The sequence below is a fragment of the Gordonia oleivorans genome (assembly GCF_040044975.1).
Classification (GTDB): Bacteria; Actinomycetota; Actinomycetes; order Mycobacteriales; family Mycobacteriaceae; genus Gordonia; species Gordonia oleivorans.
Genome location: NZ_JBDZDI010000001.1, coordinates 238195 through 263872, shown reverse-complemented (window position 1 = coordinate 263872; position 25678 = coordinate 238195). Strand labels below are relative to the sequence as shown.

Below are 25678 nucleotides of genomic sequence, written 5' to 3'. Positions count from 1 at the left end.
CCCCGTCGAATGAGCGGCGCACCGAAGGCCGTCCTGTTCGACTTCTCCGGCACCCTGTTCCGGTTCGAGGCGCGTGACGAGTGGTTCGCCGACCTGCACGACGAGCACGGTGAGCCACTGCACGTCGACGCCCAGGCCGAACTGATGCGCCGGATGACCCAGCCCGTCGGGCTGCCCGCCGACATCGTCGACGATGATCGGATCGCCTGGGAACGACGCGATCTCGATCCCGAACAGCATCGCCGCGCCTACCTCGCGGTGCTTCGGGCATCCGGTCTGCGTACCCCCGGGCACGCCGAATCGCTGTACGAACGTGTCCTCGACCCGCACTCGTGGGTGCCCTTCGGTGACACCACCACCGTGCTCACCGGACTCGCCGCCGCGTCGGTGCCGGTCGGCGTGGTCAGCAACATCGCCTTCGATCTCCGGAAAGTCTTTGCCCTGCACGGACTTGCCGACACGATCGGCACCTTCGCGCTGTCGTATGAGGTCGGCGCCATCAAACCCAACCCACGGATCTTCCACGCCGCCCTCGAGCCGCTCGGTGTGCCGGCCTACGACGCGCTGATGATCGGCGACAGCGCCGAAGCCGACGGCGGTGCCACCCGCCTCGGCTGCGCCTTCGAACTCGTGCACGACGTCCCGGTCGCCGGGCGTCCGAGCGCCTTGACCGACGCCGTCCGGGCGCACGGCCTGCTGCACTGAGTACCGGTAGTTGTGGATTCCTCCGGCACAGATGGGGGATCGTGGGTCACAATCGTCTCACGACGGGAGGGGGACCACGTGGAATCGTCGAATGTCGCGGTCGATGATGTCGCGATCGATGCGGACGAGGTGGCCGAGGTGATCGCGTTCTACCGGCGTGCGTCGCACGTGTTGACGGCCGCCACCGATGATCTGACCGCCCACGACTTCGGTGCGTGGAGCAGTGGCGGGTGCGGCGACCTGCCCGATCACGCACTGCCCGATCACGCACTGGCCGACGACCTCGGCGTGCGGGTCGGCGAGATGGGCCGCGCGCTCGCGCAGGGCCTCGCCGCGCAGGCCGCATCGGCGGCCCGGCTGGCCGACATCCTGGCCCACGGCCTGGCGGCGCTCGCCGATGCGGATGCGCAAGCGGCCCGGGTGGTGGCCGCATCCGCCGATCCGGAGCCGGCGTCCTGATGGTTCGGGAGCCGGAAACCCTTGCGGTGCTGCGTGATCGGGCCGTCGCGGGTGTGGAGGACCTGGTGACGGTGCTCGGTGTCGGGCGCACCATCGGGGTGACGGTGCCTGCCGACGACGACGTCCGCACCACACTGCGTGAGGTCGGGACCCTCGACCTGACCCGGCTGTCCGCCGATGCGCATCGCCTGCAGACCGTCCACCGGGTGGTCGCCGATCTGTGGCACCGGCTCCCCGAACAGCAGGTCCGACTCGATCACGCCTGGTCGTCGGGTGCCGGTGCGGTGGCGATGACCCTGGCCGTCGACCATCAGCGGCGCGCCGAGGCCGATCTGCAGGCGCTGCGTTCGGTCGCCGACGCGACGGCCGCGGCGGCGTCGGGAATCGATCAGGTCCTGCGCACCTGGTATCTGACCGTCGCGCGCCTGTCCACGCCGCTGATCGCCGGCGTCCCGCCGGGCGAACTCCCCGCCGCCGTCCTGTCCGGTCGGGTGCCCCTGACCGTCGTCGCCGCCGACATCGGCGCCCGGGTGCATCTTCTGCACACCACGGCCGATTCCACCCGCACCGGGATCTCGGCCATCCTCGAACAGCTGGCCACCTCGGCCGGCTCCTGGTCACCGCCGTCGAACGTGCGGGCGGAGTCGGGTCTGGCGGGCGCGGGCGGTGGGTACGGCCCCGGCGACGACAGCGGTATGGCCGCGGAATCCACCGGTGACGTCGTCCACGGCGTCAGCACCGGCGTCGGCACCGGAGCCGACGCGTCGGCGGTGGGGCACCCGAGTACGAAGGACAATGCGGCCGACGTACCGCTGACACTCACGGCGCAGAAGTCCGATGTGGTCGTTCCTGACGAAACATCCGGTGAGGCAACAGATTCCGGTGTCATATCCAAGTCCGGGCAACCCGGCCACGCGCTGGGAGGTCACGCGCCGATGCCGCCGCCTCCCGCACCATCCCCGTCGCCCTCGCTTCCGGAATCCGACCTCGCACTGGCGGGTGATCAGTGAACGCCGCCGAGCAGATCGAGATGATCGCGCGCCGGACCGTCGCCACGGTGACCGCGGAGTCACGCCGGTTCAGTGAGACGACACTGCGTCTGGCCGCCGAACTCGGCGAACACCAGCAGACCCGCCGCAACGACGTCGCGGACCTGCGCACCGAACTGCAGGCCGCGGCGGACGCCTGCGACACCGCCACCCCCCGAATCCTGCTGCCCGCGGACATGTCCGAGGCCAGTCCCCATCGGGGCCGTCCGAACGCATAGGCTGTCACACGTGCCCGGCAAGAAGCGTTCCCGCAAACCTTCCACGCCCCCGGAGAAGCTGATGAAGGAGCTGACCCGGCGAGGTCCGCACCGCGTGCTCGCCGGTGGTCTCGGCATCGTCGGCATCGAGGGTCGTGTGTTCGCGCCCGCCGACGGCACCCGACGACCCGTGCTCGCCTTCGGGCACGGCTGGCTCACCGGGGCCGGTCGCTATCGCGACTTCCTCTATCACCTCGCGTCCTGGGGCTTCGTGGTCGCGGTACCCGAGGGCCAACGCGGACCCTTCGCCTCCGACGTGGGTCTGGCCGCCGAGATGCGCTCGGCGGCCACCATCGTGTCCTACGCGCCCCTCGGCGACGGCACCGTGACCGCGGATCCGGCCCGCATCGGTTTTCTCGGCCATGGCTTCGGGGCGGCGGCCGCGGTGATCGCGGCCTCCGACGAGGTCGTCCTCGGCCAACCGGCCGTGTCGACGTCGGGTGTGGTCGCGATCTTCCCCGCGCCGACGACCCCGATACTCCCGGCCGCCGCGGCGCAGGTCCGCGCGCCCGGTCTGGTTCTCGCGGCCGGTACGGCCCTCGACACGTTCGACGCCAACGCCCGCCCGCTGGCGCAGGCCTACGGCGGCGATGTGGTGTTGCGCACCCTGCCCGGGGCCACCAGCAAGGGATTCCTCGAACACCGCTCACCGAAATCGCTGCTCGGCATCAACGGTGCCGACAAGGTGACCCACACGCAGGTCCGCGCGTTGACGACGGGCTTTCTGCTGCATGCGGTGGCCGGTGACGACCGCTATGCCGGGTTCGCCGATGCCTCGGAGATCATCAAGAAGACCGTGGTCAGCGATCCGTCGGAGACCACGGAGGGCGAGCTGGATCACGTGTCCCGGTTGCTGGGCGCCAAACCGCGCAATCAGCGTGGCCGGATCGCCCGCAGAATCCCGGTACCCTGACCTTCTATGTGTGGAATCGTCGGATATGTGGGCAGCCGTGACGCCCTCGACATCGTGGTGGAAGCACTGCGACGGATGGAATACCGCGGATACGACTCCGCCGGGGTCGCGATCCTCGACGGCCGTGGTCACACGGCGGTCGAGAAGAAGGCCGGCAGGCTGGAGAACCTCGACAAGCAGATCGCCACGGTGGGACGGGAGTCGCTGGCCGGGACGACCGGCATGGGACACACCCGCTGGGCCACCCACGGGCAGCCCACCGACCGCAACGCGCATCCGCACGTCAGCACCGACGGCAAGATCGCGGTGGTGCACAACGGCATCATCGAGAACTACGCCCCCCTGCGGACCGAACTCGAGGATGCCGGCATCGAGTTCCGCTCCGACACCGACACCGAGACCGCGGTCCACCTGATCGAGCGGGAGTACGCCCACGGCGCCACCGCCGGCGACTTCGTGGCCAGCGCGTACGCCGCCCTCAGTCGACTCGAGGGGGCGTTCACGCTCGTCTTCACCCATTCCGACCATCCCGGCACCATCGTCGCCGCGCGACGATCCACCCCGCTGGTGGTGGGCGTCGGCGACGGCGAGATGTTCGTCGCCTCGGATGTGACGGCGTTCATCGAGCACACCCGTGACGCCGTCGAACTCGGGCAGGACGAGGTCGTGGTGATCACCGCGGACAGCTTCACCATCACCGACTTCGATCAGAATCCGCAGGCGGGCAAGCCTTTTCACATCGATTGGGATCTCGCGGCCGCAGAGAAGGGCGGCTACGACTTCTTCATGCTCAAGGAGATCGCCGAGCAGCCCGCCGCGATCGCCGACACCCTGCTCGGTCACCTCGACGAGGGCCGGATCGTGCTCGACGAGCAGCGGCTGTCCGATCAGGATCTCCGCGACGTGGACAAGGTCTTCGTGGTGGCCTGCGGCACCGCCTACCACGCCGGCATGCTCGCCAAGTACGCCATCGAACACTGGACCCGCCTGCCCGTCGAGGTGGAACTGGCCAGCGAGTTCCGCTACCGCGATCCGGTGCTCGACCGGTCGACGCTGGTGGTGGCGATCTCGCAGTCCGGTGAGACCGCCGACACCCTGGAAGCGGTCCGGCACGCCAAGACGCAGAAGGCGCGGGTGCTGGCCATCTGCAACACCAACGGTGCGCAGATCCCGCGCGAGTCGGACGCGGTGCTCTACACCCACGCCGGACCCGAGATCGGGGTGGCCTCCACCAAGTGCTTCCTCGCGCAGATCGCCGCCGCCTATCTGGTGGGTCTGGCGCTCGCGCAGGCCCGCGGCACCAAGTACTCCGACGAGGTCGCCCGCGAGTTCGCCGCGATGGAGGCGATGACCGACGCGGTCCGCGAGGTCCTCGGCACCATGGAACCGGTGCGGGAACTCGCCCGATCCCTGGCCCACCACAACACCGTGCTGTTCATCGGTCGCCACGTCGGCTTCCCAGTGGCCCTCGAGGGTGCGCTGAAGCTCAAGGAACTCGCCTACATGCACGCCGAGGGTTTCGCGGCCGGCGAGCTCAAGCACGGCCCGATCGCCCTGATCGACGACGGCCTGCCGGTGATCATCGTGATGCCGTCGGCCGACGGTCGTGCCGTGCTGCATTCGAAGATGGTCAGCAACATCCGCGAGATCCAGGCACGAGGTGCGCGGACCATCGTCATCGCCGAACCCGACGATGACTCGGCCCGCGCCGTCGCCGATCACTTCATCCCGATCCCCAAGACGCCCACGTTGCTGCAGCCGCTGGTCTCGACCGTCCCGCTGCAGGTGTTCGCCGCCAGTGTCGCCCAGGCCCGCGGCTACGACGTCGACAAGCCCCGCAACCTGGCCAAGTCGGTCACCGTCGAATAGACAGCCATGCCGGTCACCTACGTCACCGCCGAACGGGTCCGCGAGGCCGAACGCGCGACCGGCGACCTGCTGACGAACGGCACGCTGATGCGCCGCGCGTCGCACGGGGTGGCGCAGGCGGTGATCGACGAGTTCACCCGCGCGGGCGGCTGCCACGGACGCCGCGTCGGGGTGGTCGTCGGCGCCGGTGACAACGGGGGAGACGCCCTCTACGCCGGGGCCGCGCTCGTGGGTCGGGGCGTCGCGGTCAGTGCCCTGCTCCTCGCGCCCGACAAGGCCCATCCCGGCGGGCTCGCCGCGCTCCGCCGCGCCGGCGGCCGCGTCGTCGACGTGCTGCCGACGGGACTCGACGCGGTCATCGACGGTGTCGTCGGCATCGGCGGTCGGGGACCGTTACGCCCGGCGGCCGCGGCGGTGTTCGCCGCGCTCGACCCGCGCACCCTCGTCGTCGCGGTCGACCTGCCCTCCGGTGTCGACGCCGACACCGGCGAGGTGCACTCGCCCGCGGTGCGGGCCGACATCACCGTCACGTTCGGTGTGCGCCGCCACGCCCATCTGCTGGCCGCGCCGCAGTGCGGGCGGGTGGTGCTCGTCGACATCGGGCTGGCGCAGGACGCAGACGGGGAGCCGACGGCGCCCGGCGTGGCAGGGGCGACGGGGGCCACGCACCTGTATGCGCTGACCGACACCGACATCGCCGAGAGCTGGCCGGTCCCCGGGCCGCACGACGACAAGTACACCCAGGGGGTCGTCGGCATCATCGCCGGCTCTCATCGGTATCCGGGGGCGGCCATCCTGTGTTCGGGGGCCGCGGTGTCCGCGACCTCCGGGATGACCCGATATGTCGGGTCCGCCCACGCCGAGGTGGTCTCACACTTCCCCGAGGTCGTCTCCGTCGCCGAGCTCGCCGACGCCGGGCGGGTACAGGCGTGGACGATCGGGCCGGGGGCCGGCACCGACGACGATGCGTTGGAGACCCTGCGTACGGTCCTGGCGACCGATCTGCCGGTACTGGTGGACGCCGACGCCCTGACCCTCATCGCCGATCACCACGACCTTGTCGTCGGCCGGGACGCGCCGACCCTGCTGACCCCGCACGCCGGCGAGTTCGCGCGGTTGACCGGTGAACCCGTCGGCCCGGACCGGCTCGCCGCCGTCCGGGATCTGGCCCGACGCTGGGGTGTCACGGTCCTGCTCAAGGGCCGGATCACGCTCGTCGCCGAATCCGACGGGATCGTCTACGGCAACGACGCCGGCTCGTCGTGGGCGGCGACCGCCGGCGCCGGGGACGTGCTGTCCGGGATCGCCGGGTCGCTGCTGGCCGCGGGCCTGCCACCGGCCTGGGCCGGTGCGGCCGCCGCGCGGGTCCACGCACACGCCGCCGCGCTGGCCTCGCGGGGCGCACCCATCGGGGCGTCGGCACTGCTCGGGGCGCTGCGACCGGCGATCCGCGAGCTGCTGACCTCACACGGTCGTGAGCACGAGCAGCGACGGTAACGCCATCAGGCAACCGATGACCACGAGTGTGGTCGCGAAGCCGAGTTCGGTGGTGCGCGCGGGCGGCTTGTGACGGTAGGCCGCGATCAGGCACACGAGCGCGGTGGTCGCCGACACCAGGGTTGCCGCGGCGAAGCAGCCTGCCGGAAGGTAATAGCGCTGGGCCTCCTCGTCGGGCGCGTTGAAGGCCGCGTCGAGGGAGAGGAAGAAGATCCATGTCAGGGCGGCGAACAAGATCGGTGTGAGCAGGCCGAACACCCAGGTCAGAATCAGTGCGCGGGACTTGGGTGATGGCGCGGGATACGGCAGCGGGTCAGACATGCCCACCACCCAACACCGCCCGGAACGTCGGCGGATGCGTAGAAACACCTGCCGTGGCTGCGTGATCGGCCGAGGAGTACCGGTCGGTTGGGTACCTCACCGTCGCACCTCACGTGGTGCTGGTCACGATGCCGTTCAGAGTGACGGACCAGTCACCGCGACCGTCGCCTCGGTCGGCAGAGCACTCCGCGTCATCTGGGACAATGGACGCCGATGACTACCTCAGCGCTGACCGCAACCATCGACCTCGACGCGATCGCCCACAACGTGGGCGTGGTGCGCGCGGCGTCGGGGGCCGGTGTGATCGCGGTGGTCAAGGCCGACGCCTACGGGCACGGTGCGGTCCCGGTGGCGCGGGCCGCCCTGGCCGCCGGGGCGAGCGAACTCGGGGTCGCCGTCATCGGCGAAGCGCTCGACCTGCGTGCGGCCGGCATCGACGCGCACATCACCGCGTGGCTGCACACGAACTCGGCCGATTTCTCGGCGGCGATTGCCGCCGATGTCGACCTCGCGCTGTCATCACGCAGGCAACTCGCCGCGGTCCTCGATGCCGCCGCGGCCACCGGGACCACCGCCACCGTCACCGTCAAGCTCGACACCGGGCTGGGACGCAGCGGCGTGGCACCCGACGAATGGGCGGACTTCGCCGACGATCTCGCCAAGGCCGTCGCCGACGACGCGGTCCGGGTGCGCGGCCTGATGTGCCATCTCGCCCGCGGAGACGAACCCGATCACCCGCTGAATTCGCTTCAGGCGCACCGGCTCGAAGAGGCACGCGATGACCTGGCCCGGCTCGGTGCGGCGCCACAGGTGATGCATCTGGCGAATTCGCCTGCGGCACTGACCCGTGCCGATCTCGCCTACGACCTGGTCCGGCCCGGTATCGCCCTCTACGGCGGTGTCCCTATCCCCGGACGTGACTTCGGACTGATCCCGGCGATGACCCTGACCGGGGAGATCGCACTGGTCAAACGCATCCCGGCGGGACAGGGCGTGTCCTACAGCCACACCTGGGTGGCCGAACGGGACACCACCATCGCGGTCATCCCGGCCGGATACGCCGACGGGGTACCCCGCCTGGTGTCCGGGCGGCTGCGGGCCCGCATCAACGGCCGGGACTTCCCGCAGATCGGCCGGGTCTGCATGGATCAGATGGTCGTCGACCTCGGACCCGACGGAAGTAACAGCGGAACGGGCGACGTGCGCGAGGGGGATGTGGCCGAACTCTTCGGCACCGGTGCCGACGGCGGCCCGACGGCGCAGGAATGGGCCGAGACCATCGGCACCATCGACTACGAGATCCTGTCGCGTATCGGTGGCCGCGCCGCCCGGGTGCACCGATCATCGGTATCGCCGAGCGACTCAGTGGTGACCGCACACAAGGTGGCCGGACATACAGCGACGGGGGATCGCCGATGAACACCACCGAACGATTCGGTGTGGCAGCGGGTTTGGCGGGCGTGGCGGCACTGGGCGGCCTGGTGGCCTCGGGCGCCGCACGCACCGCGGTCACCCGCAGACGGATGGCCCGCGGCGACGATGCCTATGCCGGAATCGATTTCACCACGATCTATGACGATCCCGCCACGACGGTCACCACCGACGACGGCCTGGCCCTCGCGGTCCGGACCGTCGATCTCGGCGGCCTCGAACCCGGACAGACGCCGGAGTTCACCGTGATCTTCGCGCACGGGTTCAGCCTGCGGATGGCGAGCTGGCACTTCCAGCGCTACGACCTCGCCCGGCGGTGGGCCGACCGGCGAATCCGGATGGTGTTCTACGACCAGCGCGGGCACGGAGCCAGTGACGCCGCGCCGGCGCAGGAGTGCACCATGGCGCGCCTCGGTGACGATGCCGCCACCGTGATCGAGGCGATGGCGCCCGCCGGACCGGTTGTCCTCGTGGGACATTCGATGGGCGGCATGTCGCTGATGAAGCTGGCCGATCGGCATCCGCATCACTTCGGACCGGACGGCCGGGTGGCCGGTGTCGCGCTCGTGGCCACGGCCGCGAGTGGACTGACCGAGGCCGGACTCGGTCGCGGATTGCGCAATCCGCTGCTCGACGCCTTCGCACTGGCGGCCCGGCGCACCCCGCGCGTCATCCAGGCCGGACGGGACCTGACCCGCCTCGCGCTCGAACCGGTGCTGGTGGAGGCGAGCTTCGGGCCGGATTTCCACAGCCCGGCCGCCGGCCGTGCGGTGGAGAAGATGATCCAGAACACGCCCATCACCACCGTCGTGAACTTCCTCGGCGCGCTCGAACGGCACGACGAGATGATGGCCCTGCCGATCCTGGCGCAGGTGCCGACCGTGGTCGTCTGTGGGGACGCGGACAAGATGACACCGCTGCCGAACTCGTTGCGCCTCTACGGGGAACTCGGTGCCGATTCGGTGATGGAGGTCGTCGACGGTGCCGGGCACATGGTGCTGATGGAGGAACCCGATCGGGTCACCGATGCGATCGATCAACTCCTCGATCGTGCCCGGGTGGCGCTGCCGCAGCCACCCCGACGGTGGTGGCAACGGCGCAAGGTGCGTGCATGAGTACCGGGGTGCAGACCCGCGAGCTGCCCGACGTCACCGACACCGAGAGCCTGGGAGAGTCACTGGCACATGACCTCTCGGCCGGGGATCTGGTGATTCTGGATGGTCCGCTGGGCGCCGGGAAGACCGCGCTGGCCCGGGGGATCGCCCGTGGACTCGGCGTCGTCGGCAGGGTGTCGTCGCCGACGTTCATCATCGCGCGCGAGCATCGCCCGGGCGGCGACGGGCGGCCCGGAATGGTGCACGTGGATGCCTATCGGCTCGGCGGTCTGGAGGAACTCGACGCCCTTGATCTCGACACCGATCTCGCCGACGCGGTGGTGGTGGTCGAGTGGGGTGAGGGGGTGGCCGAGCGTCTCGCCGACCGTCATCTGCTGGTGCGGTTGACCCGCGACCCCGACACCGACGTCCGTCACGCCGAATGGGGATGGGTGAATCACCAATGAGCACAATCACTTCGGGTGCGCAGACTCCCGATGCCGCGGCGCTCACCGTGCTGGTCATCGACACCGCGACCGACACCGTCGTCACCGGGGTGGCGCGGTGCCACCCGACCGGCGACGTCGAGGTACTCGCGCAGCGGGCGAATGCCGACGGTCGACGCCATGCGGAGATCCTGACCACCCTGATGGCGCAGTGCCTGGACGAGGCGGGAATCGGTCGCGATCAGATCGACGCGGTGGTCGTCGGCACCGGTCCGGGACCCTTCACCGGACTGCGGGTGGGTATGGCCACCGGCGCGGGTTTCGCCGACGCCCTGGGTATTTCGGCGTACGGGGTGTGTTCGCTGGACGCCATCGCCCGCGAGACCGCCCGTGCGGTGCCGGCGGCGACGGCGGTGCTGGTGGCCACCGACGCGCGTCGCCGCGAGGTGTACTGGGCCCTCTACGGGCCGGGCGGGCACCGCCGCGTCGGCCCCGAGGTCACCGCACCCGCCCACGTCGCCGATCTCATCGACGGTGGACCCGCCGCCGTCGACGCGGTGGGTGGCTCCGCCGAGCATCTCCGCCTGATCGGTTGGGCCGGAAGCGATCCGGTGGTCTCGGTGCCGACGGTGGCCGGCCTCGTCGAGGCCGCACGTGGTGACCTCTACGCCGATGCCGCCCCGGGACCCCTGACGCCGCTGTACCTGCGCCGGCCCGATGCGGTCGAACGCAAGGATCAGCGGCCCAAAACGGTGAGCGCCCAGTGACAGGCGAGACGGTGACAGGCGAGACGGTGACAGGTGCGCAGGTGACCGGCGGCGGGATCATCGACGCGTTGGAGTATTCGGACATCCCGCGGTGCGCGGCGTTGGAACGCGAGATGTTCAGCGAGGATTCACCGTGGCCCGCCGCGGCCTTTCGCGCCGAACTCAACGCACCGTACAACCGGTATTTCGCCGCCCGGGACGAGCGCGGTGCGCAGGTGGTCGGCTATGCGGGGATATCCACCCTCGGATCGCCCGGCGACCACGAATGCGAGATCCACACGATCGCGGTGGCACCGACCCATCGAGGTCTCGGATACGGACGCGGCCTGCTCGCGGCGATGCTGGCGGTCGCCGACGCCCTCGACGCACCGGTCTTCCTGGAGGTCCGCGTCGACAACGACACCGCGATCGCACTGTATGAGCGCAACGGTTTCGTGACGTCGGGTGTTCGGCGTGGCTATTACCAGCCGTCGGGGGCGGATGCCTACACGATGATCCGCCCGCGACGGTCCGAGCAGCCGCAGGTGCCGCCGTCGGCCGATGCGCCGGACGACGTGCGCGGCAGTAGGAGTGAACAACCATGATCGTGATGGGAATCGAGAGTTCGTGCGATGAGACCGGGGTCGGCATCGTGCGATGGGAACCCGGCACGGGTGCAGAACCGGGACGTGCGGTGCTGCTCGCCGACGAGGTGGCATCGAGCGTCGACGAGCACGCCCGATTCGGGGGAGTGGTGCCCGAGATCGCGTCACGCGCGCATCTCGAGGCCATCGTCCCGACGATGCGGCGGGCCCGTGAGACGGCCGGAATCGACCGTCCCGACGCGATCGCGGTGACCATCGGACCCGGTCTGGCGGGTGCGCTCCTGGTGGGGGTGGCCGCCGCGAAGGCCTATGCGCTGGCCTGGGATGTACCGCTGTATGCGATGAATCATCTCGGCGGGCACGTGGCGGTCGACACGCTCGAACACGGTCCGATGCCGGAATGCGTGGCGCTGCTGGTGTCCGGTGGACACACCCATCTGCTGCACGTGACCGACCTCGCCGAGCCGATCGTCGAGTTGGGCACCACCGTCGACGATGCGGCGGGTGAGGCCTTCGACAAGGTCGCCCGGCTCCTCGACCTGGGTTTCCCGGGTGGCCCGGCACTGGACAAGGCTGCCGCACACGGTGATCCGCACGCCATCGAGTTCCCGCGTGGAATGACCGGCCCCCGCGATGCCCGCTACGACTTCTCCTTCAGTGGGGTGAAGACGGCGGTGGCGCGGTATGTGGAGAAGTGCCGCCGCGACGGCGTGGAGGTGCCGATCGCCGACGTCGCCGCCTCGTTCCAGGAGGCCGTCGCGGATGTGTTGACGCTCAAGGCCGTTCGGGCCTGTCAGGATCTGGGTGTGACCACCCTGGTGCTGGGTGGCGGGGCGACCGCGAATTCGCGTATCCGGTCGCTGGCCGCGCAGCGGTGTGAGGCTGCCGGCATCACCCTGCGGGTTCCGACCCCGCGACGGTGCACCGACAACGGCGTGATGATCGCGACCCTGGGTGCTCATGTGATCGCCGGCGGGGCGCAGCCGTCGCCGCTGACCGTGGCGACCGATCCCGGGTTGAGCGTGCAGCTCTCGCAGGTCTGACGAGGCAGGTCGGTCTCGGCGGGACCGGCTCGGCAGGTCTGACTCGGCCGGGTATGACTTATCGGGCCTGCTCGCGGAGCAGGTCCGGGCAGCCGACGCACAATTCGGCCAGGATGCGGCGCTGGGTGGGGCGGGCCTGGTCGTAGCGGGTGATCCCGGCGGGGGTGAGTGCGGCGAACACCGACCGGCGATCGGTCGCGCACATCGTCCGGTGCACGAGTCCGTCCTTCTCGAGTCGGCCGACCACACGCGACAACGCGCTCTGCGTCAGGTGCACCTCGCCGGCGAGGTCGTTCATCCGCAGCGAGTGACCGTCGGCGGCGCAGAGTTGTTCCAGTACTTCGAATTCGCTGGCCGTGAGCTGGTGGCGGTCGTGGAGTTCGCGGTCGAGGGTGCACTGGATGCGGTGGAAACGGATCGAGAGGTCGTGCCAGGCGGACGCCAGATGATCGGCGGCCGTGTCATCGGCGGCACCCGGTTGCCCGGTGGTGTCGATCGCGGCGGTCGGCTCGGACACCCTGCTCATGGCCGCATACTAACACCGCACGAGATTCGTATGCAAGAGAAAATTATGTGAGATCAATAGATGCACAAGCATTAAATGCATATGCATATACTTTCCTCATGACGCAGACAGATCCGCATGTGATCGCGCATCAGGAGGCGCTCCGCGCGCCAGAGCTCAACCCGTCCGACCATGTTGCGGCCGGCCACATCACCTCGGGAGGTGGGTGGCCGGCGCGTACCTGGATTCTGCTGGTGGTCCTGGCGGGGGCGTTGTTCCTTGACGGCCTGGACATCTCGATGGTCGGCGTCGCGCTGCCGTCGATCGGTGCGGACCTGGGGATGGGGCAATCCGCGCTGCAGTGGATCGTGAGCGGATACGTTCTCGGCTACGGCGGTCTGCTGCTCCTGGGCGGGCGGGTCAGTGATCTGCTCGGCCGACGACGGGTCTTTCTGGTGGGCCCTGGGTGTGTTCGGGGTGGCGTCGGTGATCAGCGGGCTCGTCGATGTCGACGGGGTGATCGTCGGATTGCGGTTCGTGAAGGGGGCGGCCGCGGCGTTCACGGTGCCAGCCGGTCTGTCCATCATCACCACGACCTTCGCCGAAGGTCCGGCCCGTAATCGGGCGCTGAGCATCTACACGGTGTGCGGTGCGAGTGGATTCTCGCTGGGTCTGGTCTTCGGTGGACTGCTGACGGAGTGGTCGTGGCGCGCGACGCTGATGTTCCCGGGCTCGGTTGCGTTGGCGCTGTTGGTGATCGGTATGCGGGTGATCCCCCGGGGCGAGCGCACGCACTTCCGGTGGTCGCAGTTCGACGTGCTCGGTGCGGTGGCCAGTACGGCCGCGTTGCTGCTGCTGGTGTTCGGGGTGGTGCGGGCCCCGCAGGTGGGCTGGGGTGCGCCGGCGACGATCGGGGTGTTCGCGGCGGCGGTGGTGGCCGGTCTGCTGTTCGTCGTGGTCGAGGTGCGGCATCGGCATCCGCTGATCCGGCTCGGCATTCTGCGGTCGACCCTGCTGGTGCATGCCAATGTGTCCGGTGCGTTGATGTTCGGCGGATACGTCGCCTTCCAGTTCGTGGTGACGTTGTATCTGCAGGATGTGTTGGGGTGGTCGCCGCTGATGATGGCGCTCGGGTTCCTGCCCGCCGGACTCATCGTCGCGGCCAGTGCGGTGCGGATGGATCGGGTACTGGACCGGGTGCCCACGCCGGTCCTGATGATCTTCGGGTTCGCCGCATTCCTCGGCGGCTACCTCTGGTTCGCCCGGGTTCAGCCGGGGATGGGGTACGCGGAGTTCCTGCTGCCCACCATCATCCTGCTCGGCATCGGCTTCGCGCTGACCTTCCCGTCGGTGACCGCCCAGGGCACCAGTGGGGTCGACGACGACGAGCAGGGTCTGGCGTCGGGGCTGGTCAACACCAGCGTGCAGATCGGGGGTGCGGTGATGCTGGCCGTCATCACGGCCATCCTGACCAGTTCCGCCGAGCCGGCCCGCCCGGGAGCGCTGCTCGGTGGGATGACGACCGCGATCTGGGTGGTGAGCGCCTTGTCGGTGGCGGGGCCGATCGGTGCGGTGGGCGTGGCCTGGTGGAGTCGCCGGATCCGGGTACCGTCGACGACGTCGCCGCCGGATGTCACCGCCGACGCCGACGGTGACCGGGAGCTCTGCGGCCAGGTCTGAACTTTTGCACCCACCAACCTTGAGTGCTGGCACTCGCATGTATAGAGTGCTAGTAGGCACTGTGTTGTGAACCTCGGCACCCGCGACGACGAGGTTTGTGGCAGAGCCCCAAGTGCAGGACATCTGCAACAAATACATCGATTTCTCAGACGAGAAAGTTGAGGACTCACATCGTGGCGAGCGTGAACATCAAGCCGCTTGAGGACAAGATCCTGGTGCAGGCCGTGGAGGCCGAGACGACCACCGCGTCGGGCCTGGTCATCCCGGACACCGCCAAGGAGAAGCCGCAAGAGGGCACCGTCATCGCTGTCGGCGAAGGCCGCGTGACCGAGCAGGGCAACCGCGTCCCGGTCGACGTGAAGGAAGGCGACACCGTCATCTACAGCAAGTACGGCGGCACCGAGATCAAGTACGCCGGCGAGGAGTACCTGATCCTGTCGGCGCGCGACGTGCTCGCTGTCATCGGCAAGTAAGAGATCACGAGGTCTCTCGTGTCTTTCTCCGCCCCGGTACCCCTGAAAGGGGTGCCGGGGCGGAGCTGCTGAGAGAGCCGGCAGGTCAACAATCCAATAGCCACTTTGATCGCCACTGGCAACGTGCCGCGATGCAGGCGTAGGCCCAAGCGGTTGGTGAGTGCACAAACGCCACCACCTGTTAGAGCCGCGATGCGGCAGCAGGCGCGAGCGGTTGGTGAGTGCACAAAACGCCACCACCACCCGTTCGCGCCGCGATGCGGAAGCAGGTGTGAGCGGTTGGTGAGTGGAGTGAACGCCACCACCGCCAGTTTGCGCCGCGCCGCGATGCAGGAGGAGCCCGCAAGGAGCGAAGCGACGGCGCGGGCGACGACGAAGAGCGGTGCACAAGGGCGCAAACTGCGCGTCGCCGGAGGCGGCGCCAAAAAACACAGGAGAGTGTATGTCCAAACAAATCGAATTCGACGAGAAGGCCCGTCGGGCGCTGGAGCGGGGTATCAATCAGCTCGCCGACACGGTGAAGGTGACGTTGGGGCCGCGGGGTCGGCATGTGGTGCTGGCCAAGGCTTTTGGTGGTCCGAGTGTCACCAATGATGGTGTGACGATTGCGCGTGATGTGGATCTGGAGGATCCGTTCGAGAATCTCGGTGCGCAGTTGGTGAAGTCGGTGGCGACGAAGACCAACGATGTGGCCGGCGATGGTACGACGACGGCGACGGTGTTGGCTCAGGCGATCGTGGCGGCGGGTCTGCGCAATGTGGCCGCCGGTGCCAATCCGATTGCGTTGGGCGCGGGTATCGGCAAGGCCGCCGATGCGCTGGGCGCGGAGTTGTTGCGGGTGGCGACCCCGGTTGCCGGTGAGAAGGCGATCTCGCAGGTGGCGACGGTGTCGTCGCGTGATGAGGAGGTCGGTGAGATGGTCGGTAAGGCCATGGAGACCGTGGGTGTCGACGGTGTGGTCACCGTCGAGGAGGGTTCGGGTCTGCAGACCGACCTCGATGTGACGGAGGGCGTGCAGTTCGACAAGGGTTATCTGTCGCCGTATTTCGTCACCGACGCCGACGCCCAGGAGGCGGCGCTCGACGACGCGCTGGTGCTGCTGTACCGCGACAAGATCAGCTCGTTGCCGGATTTCCTGCCGCTGCTGGAGAAGGTGGTCGGTGCGGGTAAGTCGTTGCTGATCATCGCCGAGGACGTCGAGGGTGAGCCGCTGTCGACGTTGGTGGTCAACTCGATCCGCAAGACGATCAAAGCTGTTGCGGTGAAGGCCCCGTTCTTCGGTGATCGTCGCAAGGCGTTCCTGGAGGATCTGGCGGTGGTCACGGGTGCGACGGTGATCTCGTCGGACATCGGTCTGAATCTTGCGACCGCCGAACTGGATCTGCTGGGGTCGGCGCGTCGTGTGGTGGTCACCAAGGACACCACGACGATTGTCGAGGGTGCCGGTACCTCGGAGGCCGTTGCCGATCGTGCCGCGCAGTTGCGCCGTGAGATCGAGGCGAGCGATTCGGATTGGGATCGGGAGAAGCTGGCCGAGCGGCTGGCGAAGCTGGCCGGTGGTATCGCGGTGATCCGGGTGGGTGCGGCGACCGAGACCGCGCTGAAGGAGCGCAAGCATCGCGTCGAGGATGCGGTGGCGGCGGCGAAGGCCGCGGTCGAGGAGGGCATCATCCCCGGTGGCGGTTCGGCGATCGTGGCCGCGGCGTCGGTGCTCGACGCATTGGCCGATGAGCTGACCGATGCTGATGAGGCGCTGGGTGTGCGGGTGGTCCGCGAGGCCGTCAAGGCACCGTTGTTCTGGATTGCCACCAATGCCGGTGTCGACGGTGCGGTCGTGGTGAACCGGGTTGCCGAGTCGGGGGAGGGTTTCAATGCCGCGACCCTGACCTATGGCGATCTGGTGGCCGAGGGCATCATCGATCCGGTGAAGGTGACCCGGTCGGCGGTGGTGAATGCGGCGTCGGTGGCGCGAATGGTGCTGACCACCGAGACCGCGGTGACCGACAAGCCCGAGCAGGGCGGCGATGATCATGGGCATGGTCACGCCCACTGACGTGCGGGGGTGACCTGACGGTCATCGCCTCGTCAGACAGACACACCTCCGGGGTGGTCACTTCCATGGTGACCACCCCGGAGGTGTCTGGTCTGGTTGCGTGATCCGACCGGCGATGATCCGGGCGGTGTGACAGTCAGCTGGCGATGCGGCGTCCGACGCCGCGCTTCATCAGCATGCTGCGTTCTGACTCGGACAGCCCGCCCCAGATGCCGTAGGGTTCGGCCACGGCGAGTGCGTGTTCGCGGCATTGGGCGATCACCGGGCATTGGTGGCACATCTCTTTGGCGCGACGCTCACGTTGTGCGCGGGCACGGCCGCGTTCTCCGTCCGGGTGGAAGAACATGGACGACTCAACGCCGCGGCACAGGCCGTGCATCTGCCAATCCCACACGTCTGCGTTGGGTCCGGGGAGGTGATTGGGCTGGGGCATGGCAGCTTCTCCTTGTTGCAGGACGGGGATCGCGGGTGATCGCGGTCGTGGCGTGGTCCGTGCGCGGTTGCGGTGACGATCGGGTTCGGACGATCGGGTTCAGGGGGTCTGACCCGGGTGTTTTCGCTCGGCGCAAGCAAACACTAAGCGGGCCTGAGAAACGACGTCAATACCGTCAATTGGGGGGCAGAGATCGGAAAGATTCCGCCATTGTTAACGGGGTGTTAGTGACGTACTGGCCGTTAGCACAGGTGCTCTCGGGCGTGGATTCGGGTGGCGGTTTCGGTGCCGAGATGTACTGTGACCAGCGGATACTGGCGGTTGGATCGCGATGGGGGTGCCGAGGTGGTCGTGCGGGAGGGGCGGCACGCCGGTGCGGCGATTAACGTAATAGAAACATTGGCGTCATCGCCCATTGACCTTGGAAGGGTTTTTAACAATTGTGTCGCCGGGTTAAATTCATGCTAACTGGTTCTTCTGAGGGTGATCCGGACCACGTTTCGCCAGGTGATCGACGTTGGGCGGCGTGGTCGGAGGCCGTCGAGATCGGTGCGCGGGGATATGGCTGTGTTGCCATGACCCGCCTCGACGAGGTCGGTCTCGTCGCCCGACGCCTGGGCGATGCGAGTCTGGCGGCCCTGTCGGTGAGTGCGGGTGCATCGCTGTTGCGGCAATCGGGTCGGCACGGTGATGCGCTGACGCGTGACGGTCGGGCGCTGGCTCTCGTCGACCCGCGGCCCGATGTCCACGACCACGCCGCGGTTGCCGCGGTTGCCGATGTGATGGTGAATCTCGCGGCCGACAACCTCGGGCTCGGCCGTTTCGGTGCCTCCGAACGCCTCCTGAATCGAGCGGACCGGGTGCTGGCGCCCCACGACGAGACCGTCGGCGAGGAGTGGGTGACCGGTCGTCCGCGGGTACGACTGTTCTGGGTCCGGGCCGAACGGGCCCTCTACACCGGTGATCCGGCGACGGCGCTGATCGAGGCGCGGCGGGCGCTGGCCCTGGTGCGGCGTTTCGGGGCCGCCGCACCGCCACGACACCGCATCAAGACCGAACTCATCGTCGCCGCGGCGGTGTCCGCCTCCGGTGACACCGATCCGGCGATCCGCACGGCCCGTCGGCTTCGTGCCGAAGCGGCCGCGGGCGATTTGATCCCGTTGGAGTGGGCGGCACTGTCGCTGTTGGCCGGTATCGGTGACGACGACGCATATGTCCGCACCGATATGGACGACAGGTATCGGTTGCTGTATGCGCGCGGCATGCCATTCGTGACCGTGACAAACGATCGCTAAGGTGTCTGCTTGGGGTCCACTGCCCGGCCACGCCGCCTGGTCGCCGACGCGGTGCCTTCATCGCCCGCTTCGCCGGGCGGGAAAATGGCCGATAAGGGCTGGTGAGACCAGTCACACAACGTGTAACGCGGGGATCAGTACTGACGATGAAGCTGACAGGTGATGAGTTGGACGCCGCCGTCCACGCCGCAAGGCAGGGCGACCGCGCAGCGCTCACGTCAGTTCTCGAAAGTGTGCATGAGCCGATCCTGCGCTACTGCCGAGGGCGAATCGGGGTCGGAGAACGACATCTGTTCTCCGCCGACGACATTGCTCAGGAGGCGTTGATGGCGGTGATGACGGCCTTGCCCAGGTATCAGGATCAGGGCAAACCGTTCATGGCCTTCGTTTATGGGATCGCCTCGCACAAGGTGGCCGACGCGATGCGGGTGGCCGGGCGGGTCAAGGCCGACCCGGTCGACGAGGTGCCCGATGTGACCACCGTCCTCGGTGGGCCCGAACAGGCGGCACTCGAATCCGATGCGAGTCGGCAGATGAGGCAGTTGATGTCGGTGCTTCCGGACAAGCAGCGGGAGATCCTGGTGCTGCGGCTGGTCGTCGGGATGTCGGCGGAGGAGACCGCCGACGCCGTCGGGAGCACACCGGGCGCGGTCCGGGTGGCCCAGCATCGAGCGCTGGCGAAATTGAAAGACGAGCTGAGGAAGGCAGGTGGACGACGTGACGAACGACGAGCGTGATCGACGTCGCCCGCAGCCGGATCGTCGGCCGTCGGGGGACGCGTCCGGCGCCGGGCAGCGGCGGGGATATGTGCCATCAGGCGCCCCCGACGATTCCATCGATGTGCGAGAGGTGCATGTCGATGACGCATTTCTCGATGCGCTCTCGCGCGACCTGTCCACTCCCACCAGGGATCCGGCCGAGTATGAACTCGCGGTCCTGTTGTCGGGGTGGCGACATGACGTCATCGGCACACCCGAACCACCGCTTCCGGCCCTCGACGAGGTCGCACGCGCGATGGCCGCCGAGATGCCCACCCGCCGCGCCGCCGGGGTGGTCCGTTCGCTGCGGATCGTCGCCGGGGCGGCCGCGATCGCGGTGGTGGCCGCTGCCGGCCTGACCGTCGTCAGTGAGGGCGCCCAGCCCGGGGATCCGCTCTGGGGTGTGAAGAAGGTGGTCTTCGCGCAGGCGGCGTCGGAGACCCAGGCCGCCTACGACGTGCGCTCGGATCTCGAGCAGGCCGAGGCGGCCCTCGCGGCCGGTGACACCGCGCAGGCGCAGCAGCTGATCGAACGTGCCCAGAGCAAGATGGGGCCGGTGTCGGATTCGGGTACGCGTGAGCAGATGACCCAGTGGATCAACCGATTGCGCTCCGATGAGTCGAGTCGCCCGTCGACGTCGACCACGCGCAGCGGCTCGGCGTCGGCGGAGCCGGCACCGCCCGTCGACGAGACGGACGTGACCACGGCGCCGGAGACATCGGAACCGACGAATCAGACCACCGTTCCCAGTGTGCCGCCGACCAGTCAGGTGCCGCCCACGTCGGCGGAGGTTCCGGTGCCGACCAGTGGAGGCGTACCGAGCACCACGGCCGCGGCGTCGACGGTCCTGAGTCCGAGCTGATCTGAGTTCGGCGGTGATCTGCGCAGGGGAGTGCTCAGCCGTTCAGCGTTCGCTGCCGAGGTGTCCGTGGGCGTCGGCGTAGCCGCGGCAGTAATCCCAGGTGACGTAGTCGTCCGGACGCGGGTCCACGGCCGGCTCGTGCGGGCGCACGGTGCCGTCGATCAGCAGCTGTAAGAGGTTGGCGCGCAACATATCCCAGTCGTGATAGTGATCCTCGTGGCAGTCTTCGCAGACCACCACGAGACCACGGACCCCGCGCTGGGCCAGTAGGGCCTCGTAGACGGCGAGGTCGGCGAGATCCTCCTCGACGGCCAGCCGCTCGTTCTCGTCGAGGGGGATACCCGGTTCGACGGAGTCCAATGCCGACGCCGGATCGCTGGGATCATCGGCGAACGGGTCCGGTGGTAGGCCCGGTGGAAGGTGGTCACGCACCCCACCACCGTAGCCGATGTCGCGTGACCTGCGCCGCATCGGTTCCACAGATCGACGACCCGGTCCGGTGCGGTCGACGTGACCCAGATCGCCGTATTCGGTTTCCCCAGAAACGCCCGATACCATGGACCGATGACACACGTGCGCACCGGTGGAGACGATCCCGGTAAGGTCGCGATGCTCGGCCTCACCTTCGACGACGTCCTGTTGCTGCCCTCGGCATCGGATGTGATCCCGAGCGAGGCCGACACCTCGTCGCAACTGACCAAGAAGATCTCGTTGCGGGTGCCGCTGGTGAGTTCGGCGATGGACACCGTCACCGAGGCCCGGATGGCCATCGCGATGGCCCGCTCCGGCGGCATGGGTGTCCTGCACCGCAACCTGTCCATCGAGGATCAGGCCTCGCAGGTCGAGACCGTCAAGCGTTCCGAGGCCGGCATGGTGACCGACCCGGTGACCTGTTCGCCGACCAACACCCTCGCCGAGGTCGACTCGATGTGTGCGCGCTATCGCATCTCGGGTCTGCCCGTCGTCGACGACACCGGTGAGCTCGTCGGCATCATCACCAACCGCGACATGCGTTTCGAGGTCGACCAGGACCGCGCCGTGTCCGAGGTGATGACCAAGGCGCCGCTGATCACCGCGCAGGAGGGCGTGTCCGCCGAGGCGGCGCTGGGTCTGTTGCGGCGCAACAAGGTCGAGAAACTGCCCATCGTCGACGGCAACGGGCGCCTGACCGGTCTGATCACGGTCAAGGACTTCGTCAAGACCGAACAGCATCCGTTCGCCACCAAGGACTCCGACGGACGACTGCTCGTCGGCGCCGCGGTCGGCACCGGCGATTCGCAGTGGGACCGCGCGATGGCACTGGCCGACGTGGGCGCCGACGTGATCATCGTCGACACCGCACACGCCCACAATCGACTCGTGTTGGACATGGTCTCCAAGCTCAAGGCCGAGATCGGCGACCGCGTGGAGATCGTCGGCGGCAACGTCGCCACCCGGGAGGCCGCGCAGGCCCTCGTGGACGCCGGAGCCGACGCCGTCAAGGTCGGGGTCGGGCCCGGCTCGATCTGCACCACGCGGGTGGTCGCCGGGGTCGGCGCCCCGCAGATCACCGCGATCCTGGAGGCGGTCACGGTCTGTCAGGCCGCCGGTGTGCCGGTGATCGCCGACGGCGGGCTGCAGTACTCCGGCGACATCGCCAAGGCGCTGGCGGCGGGGGCCTCCACAGCGATGCTCGGCTCGCTGTTGGCCGGTACCGCCGAGGCGCCGGGAGATCTGATCCTGGTGAACGGCAAGCAGTTCAAGAGTTACCGCGGCATGGGTTCGCTCGGTGCGATGCAGGGCCGCGGACAGGCCAAGTCGTACTCCAAGGACCGCTACTTCCAGGACGACGTCCTCAAGGAGGAGAAGCTGGTGCCGGAGGGGATCGAGGGCCGGGTGCCCTTCCGTGGTCCGCTGAGTCAGGTGATCCACCAGCTCGTCGGTGGGTTGCGTGCGGCGATGGGCTACACGGGGGCGTCGACGATCCCGGATCTGCAGCACGCGCGGTTCGTCCAGATCACCGCGGCCGGGCTCAAGGAGTCGCATCCGCACGACATCACCCTGACCGCCGAGGCGCCCAACTACTATTCACGCTGACGGCCTCGCCGGTGGCTCTCCACGCCGGCGGCTCCCGCCGTCGGCGAATCGTGATCTCGCCACACCGACGACCTCGGTGTGCGCAGAACCAGAAAGGCGCTCTCGGTGCATGACCTCGTGGACCTCGGCATGGGTCGCACGGCCCGGCAGACGTTCGAACTCGACGACATCAGCATCGTGCCGTCGCGACGGACCCGCTCGTCCAAGGACGTGTCGACCGCATGGCAGATCGACGCCTACCGGTTCGATGCGCCCATCCTGAGTCATCCGACCGATGCGCTGGTGTCCCCGGCCGTCGCCGTCGAACTCGGGCGTCTCGGCGCGCTCGGCGTGATCAACGGTGAGGGGCTCTGGGCCCGGCATCGCGATGTCGAGGACAAGATCGCCGAACTGATCGAGCTGGCCTCCACCGATCCCGACCCGCAGGCGGCCGTCCGGCGCCTGCAGGAGCTGCATTCGGCTCCACTCGACACCGACCTGCTGGCCGAGGCGGTCGCCACCGTGCGCGACGCCGGAGTGACCACGGCGGTGCGGGTCAGTCCGCAACACGCACCCGAACTGACCCCGGCGCTGCTGGCCGCGGGTGTGGAGATCCTGGTGGTGCACGGCACGATCATCTCCGCCGAACACGTCGTGCAGGGCGCGGAGCATCCGCTCAACCTCAAGACCTTCATCGCCGACCTCGACATCCCGGTGATCGCCGGTGGCGTCCACGATCACCGCACCGCGCTGCATCTCATGCGCACCGGCGCGGCCGGTGTGATCGTCGGATACGGGTCCACGGCCGGTGCCACCACCACCGGTGAGGTCCTGGGCATCGGGGTGCCGATGGCGACCGCGATCGCCGATGCTGCCGCGGCGCGTCGTGACTACCTCGACGAGACCGGTGGCCGCTACGTGCACGTGATCGCCGACGGTGACATCCACACCTCCGGTGATCTGGCGAAGGCGATCGCCTGTGGTGCCGACGCAGCGGTGCTCGGCACGCCGCTGGCCGCGGCCGCCGAGGCACCCGGTGGCGGGTGGTACTGGCCGTCGGCCGCAGCCCATCCGGATACGCCGCGCGGGACGATGCTGCAGGTGTCCACCCCGCAGGATCGGCCGAGTCTGGAGCAGGTACTCACCGGTCCCTCCGACGACCCGTACGGCGAGCTGAATCTCGTTGGTGCTCTGCGTCGTTCGATGGCCAAGGCCGGGTACTCCGACCTCAAGGAGTTCCAGCGGGTCGGTCTGACCGTCCATCGCTGACCGGCGTCACGGCGGGAAACGAGACCCGGATCACCCGATGTGACAACCGGCATTAGTATGTTTTCATGGCAGCCCACCATGGATCGACCCAGTTCGACGTGCTCATCATCGGATCCGGCTTCGGCGGCAGCGTCAGCGCGCTGCGCCTCGTGGAGAAGGGGTACCGCGTCGGTGTGATCGAGGCCGGCCGGCGCTTCGAGGACGCGGACTTCGCCAAGACCAGCTGGCGCCTCAACAAGTGGCTGTGGGCGCCCAAGTTGGGGCTCTACGGCATCCAACGCATCCACGCCCTCAAGGACGTGATGATCATGGCCGGCGCCGGGGTCGGCGGCGGTTCGCTGAACTACGCCAACACGCTGTACAAGCCGCCCACACCGTTCTTCACCGATCCGCAGTGGAACCACATCACCGACTGGGAGGACGAACTCACTCCCTACTACGAGCAGGCGCGCCGCATGCTCGGGGTGGTCACCAATCCGACGTTCACCGAGTCGGATCGGGTGATCAAGGAGGTCGCCGACGAGATGGGCGTCGGCGACACCTTCACCGCGACACCGGTCGGGGTGTTCTTCGGCGCCAAGACCGGTCTGGCCGGCGAGCCCGGACAGACGGTGCCCGACCCGTACTTCGGCGGCGCCGGACCCGAGCGCACGGCGTGCACCGAATGCGGGGCGTGCATGACCGGTTGCCGGGTGGGTGCCAAGAACACCCTGATGAAGAACTACCTCGGCCTCGCCGAACGGGCCGGTGCGCAGATCATCGACCGCACCACCGTCGACGCGATCAGCCGGGACGCGGACGGCACCTGGCGGGTCGGTACGCACGGGTCGTCGTCGTGGGGCCCGGTGGGTGCGCGACGGCGCACCTTCACCGCCGATCAGGTGATCGTCGCGGCCGGAACCTTCAACACCCAGCGCCTGATGCATCATGCGAAACGTTCGACGCTACCGAAGATCTCGGACGCGATGGGTCGGCTGACCCGCACCAACTCGGAGTCGATCCTCGGTGCGATGGCCGCGAAATATGATCCGGCACACGATTATTCGCAGGGTGTGGCGATCACGTCGTCGTTCCACCCGGAGGCCAACACGCACATCGAGCCGGTGCGTTACGGCAAGGGGTCCAATGCGATCGCCTACCTGCAGACCGCGCTGACCGACGGCGGCAGTCCGCTGAATCGGTTCGGTCAGTTCCTGCGTCAGGTGATCACCAACCCGTTCATGATGGTGCGCCTGCTCTACGTCCGGAAGTGGAGTCAGCGCACGGTGATCGCGCTGGTGATGCAGAACAACAACAACTCGCTGACCACCTTCGTCCGGCGCCGTGGGCCGCTGCGATACATCACCAGCAAGCAGGGCCACGGCGAACCCAACCCCACCTGGATTCCCCAGGGCAACGAGGCAACCCGGCGTATCGCCGACAAACTCCCCGGCGGGATCGCTGGCGGCACCTGGGGCGACATCGTCAACATGCCGCTCACCGCGCACTACCTCGGTGGCTGCGCGATCTCCGACGATCCCGCCACCGGCGTGATCGATGCGTATCACCGGGTGTGGAACTATCCCACCCTGCACATCACCGACGGTGCGGCCATCTCGGCGAATCTCGGGGTGAATCCGTCACTGTCGATCTGCGCGCAGGCCGAGCGGGCGATCGCGTTGTGGCCCAACAAGGGCGAGGATGACCGGCGACCGGAGCAGGGCGGCGGCTACCGGCGGATCGATGCCGTGGCACCCGCGCATCCGGTGGTCCCGGCCGACGCGCCCGGGGCACTGCGGTTGCCGCTCACGCCGGTGCATCACGTCGACGCCTCGGAGAACTCGACGCCTCCTGAACTCGACGCCTGCTGAAGGGGCGCCG

25 protein-coding genes and 1 pseudogene are annotated in these 25678 nt (G+C 68.5%); 22 read left to right on the top strand and 4 right to left on the bottom strand.

The annotated features are described in order from the left end of the window. Positions 1-9: 9 nt before the first annotated feature. The 7 genes from ABLE92_RS01150 to ABLE92_RS01120 all read left to right on the top strand — a co-directional run bounded on the left by ABLE92_RS01150 (position 10) and on the right by ABLE92_RS01120 (position 6749). On the top strand, positions 10-705 hold the full coding sequence (locus ABLE92_RS01150) for an HAD family hydrolase (RefSeq protein ID WP_348802672.1): 696 nt from the start codon (positions 10-12) through the stop codon (positions 703-705). Between the two features lie 78 nt (positions 706-783). Continuing rightward, a complete protein-coding gene (locus ABLE92_RS01145; RefSeq protein WP_348802671.1) occupies positions 784-1164 on the top strand; it encodes a hypothetical protein in 381 nt (126 codons plus the stop codon). After that, the gene (locus tag ABLE92_RS01140; RefSeq protein WP_348802670.1) at positions 1164-2174 is read left to right on the top strand and encodes a hypothetical protein; all 1011 of its coding nucleotides are present in this window, start codon (positions 1164-1166) and stop codon (positions 2172-2174) included. Before ABLE92_RS01145 ends, ABLE92_RS01140 begins: the two co-directional genes overlap by 1 nt. After that, positions 2171-2431, top strand: coding sequence for a hypothetical protein (locus ABLE92_RS01135; protein ID WP_348802669.1), 261 nt, complete (start codon positions 2171-2173; stop codon positions 2429-2431). Before ABLE92_RS01140 ends, ABLE92_RS01135 begins: the two co-directional genes overlap by 4 nt. Positions 2432-2441: 10 nt before the next feature. Beyond that, the gene (locus ABLE92_RS01130) at positions 2442-3383 is read left to right on the top strand and encodes a dienelactone hydrolase family protein (protein ID WP_348802668.1); all 942 of its coding nucleotides are present in this window, start codon (positions 2442-2444) and stop codon (positions 3381-3383) included. A gap of 6 nt (positions 3384-3389) precedes the next feature. Continuing rightward, positions 3390-5252, top strand: a complete 1863-nt coding sequence (glmS, locus tag ABLE92_RS01125; RefSeq protein WP_348802667.1) for a glutamine--fructose-6-phosphate transaminase (isomerizing) — start codon at positions 3390-3392, stop codon at positions 5250-5252. A gap of 6 nt (positions 5253-5258) precedes the next feature. Further along, entirely contained in the window at positions 5259-6749 is a 1491-nt protein-coding gene (locus ABLE92_RS01120) for an NAD(P)H-hydrate dehydratase (protein ID WP_348802666.1), read from the top strand. Here ABLE92_RS01120 and ABLE92_RS01115 read toward each other — a convergent pair. Next, positions 6717-7070 carry a hypothetical protein gene (locus ABLE92_RS01115; RefSeq protein ID WP_348802665.1) on the bottom strand — a complete coding sequence of 118 codons (354 nt, stop codon included), beginning with the start codon at positions 7068-7070 and terminating at the stop codon, positions 6717-6719. The genes ABLE92_RS01120 and ABLE92_RS01115 overlap by 33 nt on opposite strands. A 213-nt stretch (positions 7071-7283) precedes the next feature. On the opposite strand from ABLE92_RS01115, the gene alr reads away from it, so the two are divergent. Genes alr through tsaD form a run of 6 tightly spaced genes read left to right on the top strand, consistent with a single transcriptional unit; the run spans position 7284 to position 12435 of the window. Beyond that, complete coding sequence (alr, locus tag ABLE92_RS01110) at positions 7284-8489, top strand: alanine racemase (protein ID WP_348802664.1); 1206 nt, start codon at positions 7284-7286, stop codon at positions 8487-8489. Then, the gene (locus ABLE92_RS01105; RefSeq protein WP_348802663.1) at positions 8486-9616 is read left to right on the top strand and encodes an alpha/beta fold hydrolase; all 1131 of its coding nucleotides are present in this window, start codon (positions 8486-8488) and stop codon (positions 9614-9616) included. Before alr ends, ABLE92_RS01105 begins: the two co-directional genes overlap by 4 nt. Further along, entirely contained in the window at positions 9613-10062 is a 450-nt protein-coding gene (gene tsaE, locus ABLE92_RS01100; protein ID WP_348802662.1) for a tRNA (adenosine(37)-N6)-threonylcarbamoyltransferase complex ATPase subunit type 1 TsaE, read from the top strand. The genes ABLE92_RS01105 and tsaE overlap by 4 nt, the downstream gene beginning before the upstream one ends. After that, a complete protein-coding gene (gene tsaB, locus ABLE92_RS01095) occupies positions 10059-10808 on the top strand; it encodes a tRNA (adenosine(37)-N6)-threonylcarbamoyltransferase complex dimerization subunit type 1 TsaB (RefSeq protein ID WP_348802661.1) in 750 nt (249 codons plus the stop codon). The genes tsaE and tsaB overlap by 4 nt, the downstream gene beginning before the upstream one ends. 26 nt (positions 10809-10834) lie before the next feature. After that, positions 10835-11392, top strand: a complete 558-nt coding sequence (gene rimI / locus ABLE92_RS01090) for a ribosomal protein S18-alanine N-acetyltransferase (RefSeq protein WP_348802660.1) — start codon at positions 10835-10837, stop codon at positions 11390-11392. Then, positions 11389-12435 (top strand): tRNA (adenosine(37)-N6)-threonylcarbamoyltransferase complex transferase subunit TsaD, encoded by a 1047-nt coding sequence (gene tsaD, locus ABLE92_RS01085; RefSeq protein ID WP_348802659.1) that lies wholly within the window; start codon positions 11389-11391, stop codon positions 12433-12435. The genes rimI and tsaD overlap by 4 nt, the downstream gene beginning before the upstream one ends. Before the next feature lie 58 nt (positions 12436-12493). Here the strand turns inward: tsaD and ABLE92_RS01080 are convergent, their stop codons facing one another. Beyond that, entirely contained in the window at positions 12494-12961 is a 468-nt protein-coding gene (locus ABLE92_RS01080) for a MarR family winged helix-turn-helix transcriptional regulator (RefSeq protein ID WP_348802658.1), read from the bottom strand. A gap of 98 nt (positions 12962-13059) precedes the next feature. Between ABLE92_RS01080 and ABLE92_RS01075 the strand changes: the two are divergent. The 3 genes and pseudogenes from ABLE92_RS01075 (at position 13060) to groL (ending at position 17146) form a co-directional block, all read left to right on the top strand. Next, positions 13060-14620: pseudogene (locus tag ABLE92_RS01075) on the top strand (MFS transporter). 173 nt (positions 14621-14793) lie between these two features. Further along, a complete protein-coding gene (gene groES, locus ABLE92_RS01070; protein WP_006334733.1) occupies positions 14794-15093 on the top strand; it encodes a co-chaperone GroES in 300 nt (99 codons plus the stop codon). Between the two features lie 442 nt (positions 15094-15535). Then, complete coding sequence (gene groL, locus ABLE92_RS01065; protein WP_348802657.1) at positions 15536-17146, top strand: chaperonin GroEL; 1611 nt, start codon at positions 15536-15538, stop codon at positions 17144-17146. 136 nt (positions 17147-17282) lie between these two features. On the opposite strand, the gene ABLE92_RS01060 is transcribed toward groL, so the two are convergent. Beyond that, on the bottom strand, positions 17283-17579 hold the full coding sequence (locus tag ABLE92_RS01060; protein WP_053777703.1) for a WhiB family transcriptional regulator: 297 nt from the start codon (positions 17577-17579) through the stop codon (positions 17283-17285). A gap of 575 nt (positions 17580-18154) precedes the next feature. Between ABLE92_RS01060 and ABLE92_RS01055 the strand changes: the two genes are divergently transcribed. The 3 genes from ABLE92_RS01055 (at position 18155) to ABLE92_RS01045 (ending at position 20494) form a co-directional block, all read left to right on the top strand. Further along, complete coding sequence (locus ABLE92_RS01055) at positions 18155-18874, top strand: hypothetical protein (RefSeq protein ID WP_348802655.1); 720 nt, start codon at positions 18155-18157, stop codon at positions 18872-18874. Between the two features lie 146 nt (positions 18875-19020). Next, positions 19021-19611, top strand: coding sequence for a sigma-70 family RNA polymerase sigma factor (locus ABLE92_RS01050; protein WP_348802654.1), 591 nt, complete (start codon positions 19021-19023; stop codon positions 19609-19611). After that, positions 19583-20494 carry an anti-sigma-D factor RsdA gene (locus tag ABLE92_RS01045; RefSeq protein WP_348802653.1) on the top strand — a complete coding sequence of 304 codons (912 nt, stop codon included), beginning with the start codon at positions 19583-19585 and terminating at the stop codon, positions 20492-20494. The genes ABLE92_RS01050 and ABLE92_RS01045 overlap by 29 nt, the downstream gene beginning before the upstream one ends. A gap of 42 nt (positions 20495-20536) precedes the next feature. On the opposite strand, the gene ABLE92_RS01040 is transcribed toward ABLE92_RS01045, so the two are convergent. After that, positions 20537-20926 carry a DUF5319 domain-containing protein gene (locus ABLE92_RS01040; RefSeq protein ID WP_348803190.1) on the bottom strand — a complete coding sequence of 130 codons (390 nt, stop codon included), beginning with the start codon at positions 20924-20926 and terminating at the stop codon, positions 20537-20539. A 132-nt stretch (positions 20927-21058) separates the two neighbouring features. Between ABLE92_RS01040 and guaB the strand changes: the two genes are divergently transcribed. From guaB to ABLE92_RS01025, 3 genes are all read left to right on the top strand, one after another. Continuing rightward, a complete protein-coding gene (guaB, locus tag ABLE92_RS01035) occupies positions 21059-22570 on the top strand; it encodes an IMP dehydrogenase (protein ID WP_348802652.1) in 1512 nt (503 codons plus the stop codon). Positions 22571-22675: 105 nt separating this feature from the next. Further along, positions 22676-23818, top strand: a complete 1143-nt coding sequence (locus tag ABLE92_RS01030) for a GuaB3 family IMP dehydrogenase-related protein (RefSeq protein WP_348802651.1) — start codon at positions 22676-22678, stop codon at positions 23816-23818. A gap of 65 nt (positions 23819-23883) precedes the next feature. Further along, complete coding sequence (locus tag ABLE92_RS01025) at positions 23884-25668, top strand: GMC family oxidoreductase N-terminal domain-containing protein (protein WP_348802650.1); 1785 nt, start codon at positions 23884-23886, stop codon at positions 25666-25668. Positions 25669-25678 lie beyond the last annotated feature (10 nt).

What these genes read in the sequence shown, in the direction of transcription:
- ABLE92_RS01150 (WP_348802672.1), top strand. Translation starts at nt 10, where the DNA reads ATGAGCGGCGCACCGAAGGCCGTCCTGTTCGACTTCTCCGGCACCCTG.
- ABLE92_RS01140 (WP_348802670.1), top strand. Translation starts at nt 1,164, where the DNA reads ATGGTTCGGGAGCCGGAAACCCTTGCGGTGCTGCGTGATCGGGCCGTC.
- glmS (WP_348802667.1), top strand. Translation starts at nt 3,390, where the DNA reads ATGTGTGGAATCGTCGGATATGTGGGCAGCCGTGACGCCCTCGACATC.
- ABLE92_RS01120 (WP_348802666.1), top strand. Translation starts at nt 5,259, where the DNA reads ATGCCGGTCACCTACGTCACCGCCGAACGGGTCCGCGAGGCCGAACGC.
- ABLE92_RS01115 (WP_348802665.1), bottom strand. Translation starts at nt 7,070, where the DNA reads ATGTCTGACCCGCTGCCGTATCCCGCGCCATCACCCAAGTCCCGCGCA.
- alr (WP_348802664.1), top strand. Translation starts at nt 7,284, where the DNA reads ATGACTACCTCAGCGCTGACCGCAACCATCGACCTCGACGCGATCGCC.
- ABLE92_RS01105 (WP_348802663.1), top strand. Translation starts at nt 8,486, where the DNA reads ATGAACACCACCGAACGATTCGGTGTGGCAGCGGGTTTGGCGGGCGTG.
- tsaE (WP_348802662.1), top strand. Translation starts at nt 9,613, where the DNA reads ATGAGTACCGGGGTGCAGACCCGCGAGCTGCCCGACGTCACCGACACC.
- tsaB (WP_348802661.1), top strand. Translation starts at nt 10,059, where the DNA reads ATGAGCACAATCACTTCGGGTGCGCAGACTCCCGATGCCGCGGCGCTC.
- tsaD (WP_348802659.1), top strand. Translation starts at nt 11,389, where the DNA reads ATGATCGTGATGGGAATCGAGAGTTCGTGCGATGAGACCGGGGTCGGC.
- ABLE92_RS01080 (WP_348802658.1), bottom strand. Translation starts at nt 12,961, where the DNA reads ATGAGCAGGGTGTCCGAGCCGACCGCCGCGATCGACACCACCGGGCAA.
- groL (WP_348802657.1), top strand. Translation starts at nt 15,536, where the DNA reads ATGTCCAAACAAATCGAATTCGACGAGAAGGCCCGTCGGGCGCTGGAG.
- ABLE92_RS01060 (WP_053777703.1), bottom strand. Translation starts at nt 17,579, where the DNA reads ATGCCCCAGCCCAATCACCTCCCCGGACCCAACGCAGACGTGTGGGAT.
- ABLE92_RS01055 (WP_348802655.1), top strand. Translation starts at nt 18,155, where the DNA reads ATGACCCGCCTCGACGAGGTCGGTCTCGTCGCCCGACGCCTGGGCGAT.
- ABLE92_RS01050 (WP_348802654.1), top strand. Translation starts at nt 19,021, where the DNA reads ATGAAGCTGACAGGTGATGAGTTGGACGCCGCCGTCCACGCCGCAAGG.
- guaB (WP_348802652.1), top strand. Translation starts at nt 21,059, where the DNA reads ATGACACACGTGCGCACCGGTGGAGACGATCCCGGTAAGGTCGCGATG.
- ABLE92_RS01025 (WP_348802650.1), top strand. Translation starts at nt 23,884, where the DNA reads ATGGCAGCCCACCATGGATCGACCCAGTTCGACGTGCTCATCATCGGA.